4 protein-coding genes are annotated in these 7,512 nt (G+C 38.7%); all 4 read right to left on the reverse strand.

Annotation, left to right across the window (positions count from 1 at the left end; translation table 11 throughout):
- Positions 1–108 precede the first annotated feature (108 nt).
- The 4 genes from HPY74_04960 to HPY74_04975 all read right to left on the reverse strand — a co-directional run bounded on the left by HPY74_04960 (position 109) and on the right by HPY74_04975 (position 7,346).
- Positions 109–2,850: a cation-translocating P-type ATPase gene (locus HPY74_04960; protein ID NSW90029.1), complete on the reverse strand. Its 2,742-nt coding sequence runs from the start codon at positions 2,848–2,850 to the stop codon at positions 109–111.
- 104 nt (positions 2,851–2,954) lie between these two features.
- A complete protein-coding gene (locus tag HPY74_04965) occupies positions 2,955–4,406 on the reverse strand; it encodes an aminotransferase class I/II-fold pyridoxal phosphate-dependent enzyme (protein NSW90030.1) in 1,452 nt (483 codons plus the stop codon).
- Between the two features lie 358 nt (positions 4,407–4,764).
- Positions 4,765–6,363 (reverse strand): 2-polyprenylphenol 6-hydroxylase, encoded by a 1,599-nt coding sequence (ubiB, locus tag HPY74_04970; GenBank protein ID NSW90031.1) that lies wholly within the window; start codon positions 6,361–6,363, stop codon positions 4,765–4,767.
- A complete protein-coding gene (locus HPY74_04975; protein ID NSW90032.1) occupies positions 6,360–7,346 on the reverse strand; it encodes a ketoacyl-ACP synthase III in 987 nt (328 codons plus the stop codon). Before HPY74_04975 ends, ubiB begins: the two co-directional genes overlap by 4 nt.
- Positions 7,347–7,512 lie beyond the last annotated feature (166 nt).

Raw genomic sequence — 7,512 nt, forward strand, 5'->3', positions numbered from 1 at the left:
AATTATATTATCAAGGATACATTTTAATAAATTGTGAACATTTTGTAACAAAACATTAATGTCATTTCCCATTGTATAGTTTTTAGACTAATATTGCAAGAGGTAATTTTATCTCCTCTTTCTTGTGAAAAGGCTGGAACCTACAGGCCCAATGAAACTGAACCCGATTATAAGCAGCCAATCGTCTAAATTGAGAGAGACAGTCCTGAATGCTCCTTTCAGAAATGGTATATACACTACCGACAATATCATAATAAAGGAACAAAGGACTGCCAACACAAGATAAATATTGTTAAAAATAGGTATTTCAAATATATTCTTTCTTTCCGATTTACACTCAAAGACATGTATCAACTGGGTAATTACCAGGGTCACAAAAGCTCCTGTTCTTGCCAGGGCTACATTATATGTAAAATAGAGCATGCTTGCAAAAACCGCCAATGTGCTTATACCAAGTAACAAACCTCTAATAGTAATCAGACTAAGGAGTCCATCGGAGAATATATTATCTCCTGTTTCCCTTGGAGGTCTCATCATAACATCTTTTTCAGGGGGTTCAAGTCCGAGGGCAATTGCAGGAAGTCCATCCGTAACAAGGTTTACCCATAATATTTGTATGGGTAAAAGGGGCACAGGTAGTCCGGCCAACATACCTAAAAACATGGTAAGGACTTCTCCAATATTACAGGATAGTAAATACCGAATAAATTTCCTGATATTACTGTAAATAACTCTTCCTTCCTCTACAGCAGCTACTATTGTAGCGAAATTATCATCCATTAACACCATGGATGAAACTTCTTTTGTAACATCAGTACCCATAATACCCATGGATACTCCGATATCAGCTTCTTTGACTGCAGGGGCATCATTTACGCCGTCCCCTGTCATTGCAACTATATGTCCCAGTTTTTTAAAGGCTTTTACAATGCTCAGCTTATGCTTTGGTGATACCCTGGCAAATACGGAAACCTTATCTATTACTTTTGCAAGCTTATCTTCACTCATGCCGTCCAGGTCAGCACCCGTCAGTACAATGTCGCCGTCTGCATATATATTTAGTTCTCCTGCAACTGCACAAGCTGTTATTTTATGGTCACCGGTTATCATAACAGGTTTTATTCCTGCCAATTTGCATTTTTGGACAGCTTCTGCCGCTTCTTCCCGTGGCGGATCAATCATTCCTAGTAGCCCGACAAATACCAGCTCTTCTTCCACATTATCCTTTAAGGTCGGTTGCCGGTTTGATTGCCTATAAGCTACACCCAATACTCTCAATGCTTCTCCTGCCATACTGTCGTTTATCTTCAGTATGTTCGCTACTATATCCGGAGTTAAACTGACAATCCCCCGTGTTGTAAGTATTTTACTACACTTTTGAATAATTATATCGGGTGCACCCTTTGTAAAAATAAAAGATTCATTTTTATGATTTCTGCAAATAACACTCATACATTTCCTTTCAGAATCAAATGGAATTTCATCCTGCCTTATATAGATTTCATCCAACATTTCACGAGTCAATCCTCCTTTGGCAGCAACAACCAAAAGCGCTACCTCTGTAGGGTCACCCGTACTATCCAACCATCCGGTTTTTCTAAATTTTATTTTACTTATTTTTGATTTTATTTCCCCCGGAGGCGTTTGTTTATTGCCAACTACCCTTACAAGTTGTGCATTATTACATAAGGCACCTATTTCAAGAGTAAGCTTAAGTATCGGGTATTGCATTGGATCTATTTTTTTCCCTTTTATCAGGAAGTCTCCTTTAGTATCATAACCACTTCCTCTAACTTCATATATATTTTCACCAGCGTAAATTTTTCTCACAGTCATTTTATTCTCTGTCAAAGTACCTGTCTTATCCGAACATATGATATCGGCACACCCTAAGGTCTCTACAGCAGGTAGTTTTCTTATCAATGCATTCCTTTTCAGCATCCTTTGCACACCCAAAGCAAGAGATACAGTGACAATGGCAGGAAGGCCCTCGGGTACAGCCGCTACTGCCAGGCTTATTCCTGCAAGGAGCATGGTAAATAAATCTTCTCCCCTTAATATCCCCGTTACAGATACTACAGCACAAATTAACATACAAGCATATACAATAAACTTACCCAGGTGTTCAAGTTTTCTTTGAAGGGGTGTCTGTTCATCTTCAATATTTTGTATCATATCGGCAATTTTACCCATTTCCGTTTTCATACCGGTAGCATATACAACTGCTTTTCCCCTTCCGGAAGTTATTATCGTCCCCATATATATTAAATTTTCTTTATCCTTAATATTTAAATCATTTTCAAAACCTGCATTATTTCTAATACCTGCTTTCAAGTTGAGCTTTTTAAGTGCATGTTTTTCAACAGGAATTGATTCTCCTGTGAGCAAAGATTCGTCGGCAGCCAGGTTTGATGATTCTATAAGTATTGCATCGGCAGGTACCCTGTCGCCTGTCTCTATTATAATCACATCTGGAGGTACAACTTGAGCTGCAGGTATAACAGAAACTTTCCCATCCCTTATAACCCGTGCAGATGGAGCGGCAAGGTTTTTTAACGCTTCAAGAGTTCTTTCAGTCCTATATTCCTGGATAAATCCCAATAATGCATTTACTATTACTATGGCAACAATTGTTACTGCTTCCATCATTTCACCCATAAAGGCTGAAATAGCAGTAGCAGCAAGAAGAATTAAAACCATGAAATCAGTGAATTGTTCAAGAAGGATTTTAAATGCGGAAACTTTCTTTTTTTCTAATATAGTATTGGGACCATATTTATTAAGCCTGGACTGCGCTTCTTTTTCACTCAGTCCCCTGTCATACCTTATTTTACCTACAAAACTTTCCAATAATAAATCATCTTGTTTTAAAACCGGCTTCAAGTGAAATATACCTCCTTTATCCTTTTCTACCTCATATTCTTATTCACTTGAAACAGGTTTTAGTACAAGTATTATTCCACTCCCAGTACCCTGATATTGTTGACAAACGGGTCTGCAGTACCTTGCAGTTCACATTTTTCATTCTTTAAAACTTTTATATAGTCAATAATATCGCGGGTAATTTTTTCGCCCATACAAATAACAGGAATTCCTGGAGGATAAGCCATTATCATCTCACCTGCTATTTCACCCTCTGCATTTTCCAGAGGAATAGTTTTTTTAGGGCTATAAAATGCATCCCTTGGAGAAACTATCATTTTAGGGTTTTCCAGTACCGGTATTACACTTTTAAATTCCGTAACCCTTTCCTTAGAGGCAATATCTTTTAATGCGTTTACAAGTGCTTCTACATCTTCCTGCCTGTCGCCGATACTAATAATCGCCAGAATATTATACAAATCAGACATTTCTATCTGGATATTATACTCTTTCCGCAATTTAGCTTCCATTTGGTAGCCTGTATAACCCAAACCTCTAACATTAATCCCGAGTTTAGTCTCATCAAAGTCATAACACCCGGGTGTACCTACAAGTTCCTTTCCAAATGCATAAAGTCCTTCTATTTTATTTATTTCTTCCCTTGCCCACCTCGCCAACCGGAGGGTTTTCTCAAGCATTTCACTTCCTGAAACAGCCAATTGTTTTCTGGCAATGTCCAGGGAACACATAAGTAAATAAGAAGCACTGGTTGTATAAGTCAGGTTCAATACCTGTTTAACTCTTTCCAAAGAAATTATGTTACTTCTATAAAGAAGGATAGAACTTTGAGTAAGAGAACCCGAAGTTTTATGCATGCTGGCCGCGCTCATGTCAGCTCCAACTTCCATAGCAGTAAGGGGAAAATCATCATGGAAAGACATATGGGAACCATGAGCTTCATCTACCAACGCTGCCATTTCATGCCTGTGGGCTATCCTTACAATAGACTTCATATCACAGGTAAAACCGTAGTATGACGGATTTATTATAAACACTGCCTTGGCATGGGGATTCTCTTTTATTGCTTTCTTTATGCTATCCACACTAATACCAATGGCAATTCCCAACTTTTCATTTACCTCAGGTTGTACATACACCGGCATGGCACCACTCAGAATTATTCCTCCAATTGTAGATTTATGGGCATTTCGCGGAATAATTATCTTATCCCCTGGATTACAGGCACTCATTATCATTGCCTGCACTCCGGCAGTAGTTCCATTCACTAAAAGAAAGGCTTCCTGCGCTCCGAAAGCGTGGGCCATAAGAGTTTGAGCTTCATGTATTACACCAGTAGGGTTTGTAAGATAGTCAAGATCCTCCATTCCGTTTGCATCCATCTCAAGTGCTCGTGTTCCAATATAATCAGCTAATTCTTTAAGTCCACGCCCTTGTTTATGTCCTGGTACATGGAATTGGATAACCTTATCATCAACATATTTTTTAACTGCATCAAAAATAGGAGTCCTTTTTTGCTCCAACATTATCAAGGTTAGCCCTCCCTTATATCAATAAATTTTATTTTATTAATAGTTTGCTCGCATCTTAAGATTGAACAAGGGAATTATAAAAAAATATTAAAGTAATGTCAATAGCTGTTTAGGTTGAATATGACTCAAAAGGAAATAACAAGACTAAGAGTCGTAAACCAGACAATAGATAAAGTGATAACCATCAAAGAAGCTGCTGAACTTTTGAATCTCAGTGAACGCCACGTGATAAGGTTAAAGAAAGGAGTTGCATTATAAGGGCCTGCGTTCATAATCCATAAAAATTGAGGTCAAAAGCTTTAAAAGTAAAAGCTCCAAAAAACACCGTAAAACTAAAAGCCATCAGCTGTCTTTAAAAGCGGTTTGACCTGAACATTGAAAGTACTAAACCGACAATAATTATCCCTGCAATAACCAAACCTATTCTTAAAACGGTTAAGTTAAGAAAATATATTTCTGTACCAGTATAAGCGCTCATACCTAATCCCACAATGAGCCCTGCTATTATTATACTGACAGCCAGCAGTACGATACTGAATGAAACCCTGTTGAAAATTCTGTCAATACGTTTTTCGATACGCTCAATATCTTTCAGCTTAAACTGCATGGTAAACTCGTCATCTTCCATTTTTCTCAAAAAATTAAGCATAAAGTTAGGAAATTCCCTTATTAAATTTCCATAGTCCATAGCTCCACCCAGAATTTCTTTCCTCAGTTTTTCAGGTGAAAATGTCTTGTACATAAGCTTCCTTGCAATAGGTTCTGCGACCTCCAGAACATTAAGCTCCCGATCAAGTTTTTCAACCAGTCCTTCCAGAGTAACAAGGGATTTAGCAAGCATTGTAAATTCGCCGGGGATCATAATGTTATAAGAAAATGCAAGATTGAAAATCTCATTAAAAACTTCTCCTACTTTGATTTCGTTTAAAGGTATGGCAAGGTATTTATCCCTTAATATATCAATCTCCTTTTCAAGTTTTTTGGTATTAATACAATGCGTCATGGTATCTAGGTCAATTATAGCTTGGGTAATCAGCCTACTATTTTTAAATGCCACTCCCATAAGCATTTTTAAAAATTGAATTTTACGTTCTTCATTCAATTTCCCCACCATTCCCAAATCGAGAAATCCAATTGTGTTATCAGGCAAAACCATAATGTTCCCCTGATGGGGGTCTCCATGAAAAAAACCATCCCTCAAAATCTGGTTAAATATTGACTCTGCAAGGTTTCTGGCAATTACCTTGCGGTTCAACCCTGCATTATCCAATGCAGTAAAATCATTAAGCCGTATTCCATCTATATATTCCATTGTAAGTACGCGTCTTGTCGTATGAATCCAGCTTATGTCCGGAACTTTAACACCCCTATCCTTAGAAAAATTCTCCTTGAAAGTTTCTGCATTTTCACCTTCGACCCTGAAATCTAGCTCATTTTTCAGTGTATTTTCGAACTCGTATACCATTTTGGTAAAGTCGTAAAGTTTTCCATATTTGGTATGGCTGTCTATAAAGTGCGCCAGGTCTTCAAGTATTCTCAAATCAAGGTCAATGTTTCTTTCAATTCCGGGTCTCTGTACCTTTACTACCACTTTTTTGCCTGAATTCAGCCGGGCAAAGTGCACCTGAGCAATGGATGCCGCCGCAATGGGTGTTTCATTAAATTCTTTAAATATATTTTCAAGCTTGTCGTCAAATTCACTTTCTATTAGGGCCTTTACATCCTCAAAAAGAAATGGAGGTACGGAATCCTGGAGTTTTTCAAGTTCTGCAATTACATTGGGAGGCAGAATATCCGGCCTTGTGCTTATTATCTGCCCAAACTTTATGAATGTAGGCCCGAGTTCCTCCAGCGAAAGCCTCAGACGTTCACCGATTGAAAGCTTTTCATTATTGTCCTCACTATCGCCTTTTCCCAACCTTTTTTTTAATATATTATAGCCAGCTTTCAGTCATGCCATTTAATTAGGCTCGCCCCCCAGGTTAAACCTGATCCAAACCCGGCGAACAACAGTATGTCGTCTTTTTTAATTTTACCATTGTTACATGCCTCAGACAAAGCGACAGGTATGGATGCCGAAGACATATTGCCGTAATATTCGATATTGCAATACATCTTTTCCGGAGGAATTTTCAGTCTTTCCAAAACAGAAAGAAGTATTCGTTTGTTTGCCTGGTGGGGTATTATTAAGCTTATATCATCTAGTGCTACCCCTGTTTTATCAACAATCTGGTTTATCATCTTTTCAAGAATCATTACTGCAAACTGGAAAACTTCTCTTCCGTTCATAACTATTGTATTCAGCCTGCTGTCCAAAAGGTCATGGGTCAGAGGCAATCTTGAACCTCCTGCCGGTACTTTTAACAAATCCGCGCCTGAACCGTCCGCACCTATTATGCTTCCCAAGATGCCGAAACCCTCCGGTACTTGCCCTACAACAACCGCACCTGCTCCATCACCAAATAAAATGCTCGTGTTTAGGTCATTGTAATTTGTAATTCTTGAATAGGTATCGGCTCCAATCAGCAGTACATAGTTATATTGCCCTGATGATACATAACTTACTGCAATGTCCAACCCGTACATAAATCCGGTGCATGCTGCGGAAACATCGAATGCCGCTGCGTTTTGTGCACCAATCCCGTTTTGAACCAGACACGCAGTTGAAGGAAACACCATGTCGGGTGTTGTTGTAGCAACGATAATCAAATCAATATCTCCTGGCAATAGGTTTGCCCTGTCAATTGCAGCTAACGCAGCTTTTATAGCTAAGTCCGATGTAGCAACATTGAATTCGGTTATCCTTCTTTCTTTTATCCCTGTTCTTTCTTCTATCCAGTCTTCCGTTTTCCCGAAACGTTCAGCCAGTTCGTGGTTGGCCAAGACCAATTCGGGCAGATAATATCCATATCCTAAAATTCCTACGCTCCTCACAGATGTATATAACCCCTTTTTTCATTCTATTGTGAAATCTCTGACCTTGTTTTAGTCTTCAATCTTTCCGCGGCAATGCCTTCTGATACTTTTTCCCATTGTGCAGACAGATTGTCCAGAAAATCAGCCCCTTCGCCCTGTAAGATACTTGCAGCTTCCTCATAGC

The sequence above is a fragment of the Bacillota bacterium genome, from assembly GCA_013314855.1.
GTDB lineage: Bacteria > Bacillota > Clostridia > Acetivibrionales > DUMC01 > Ch48.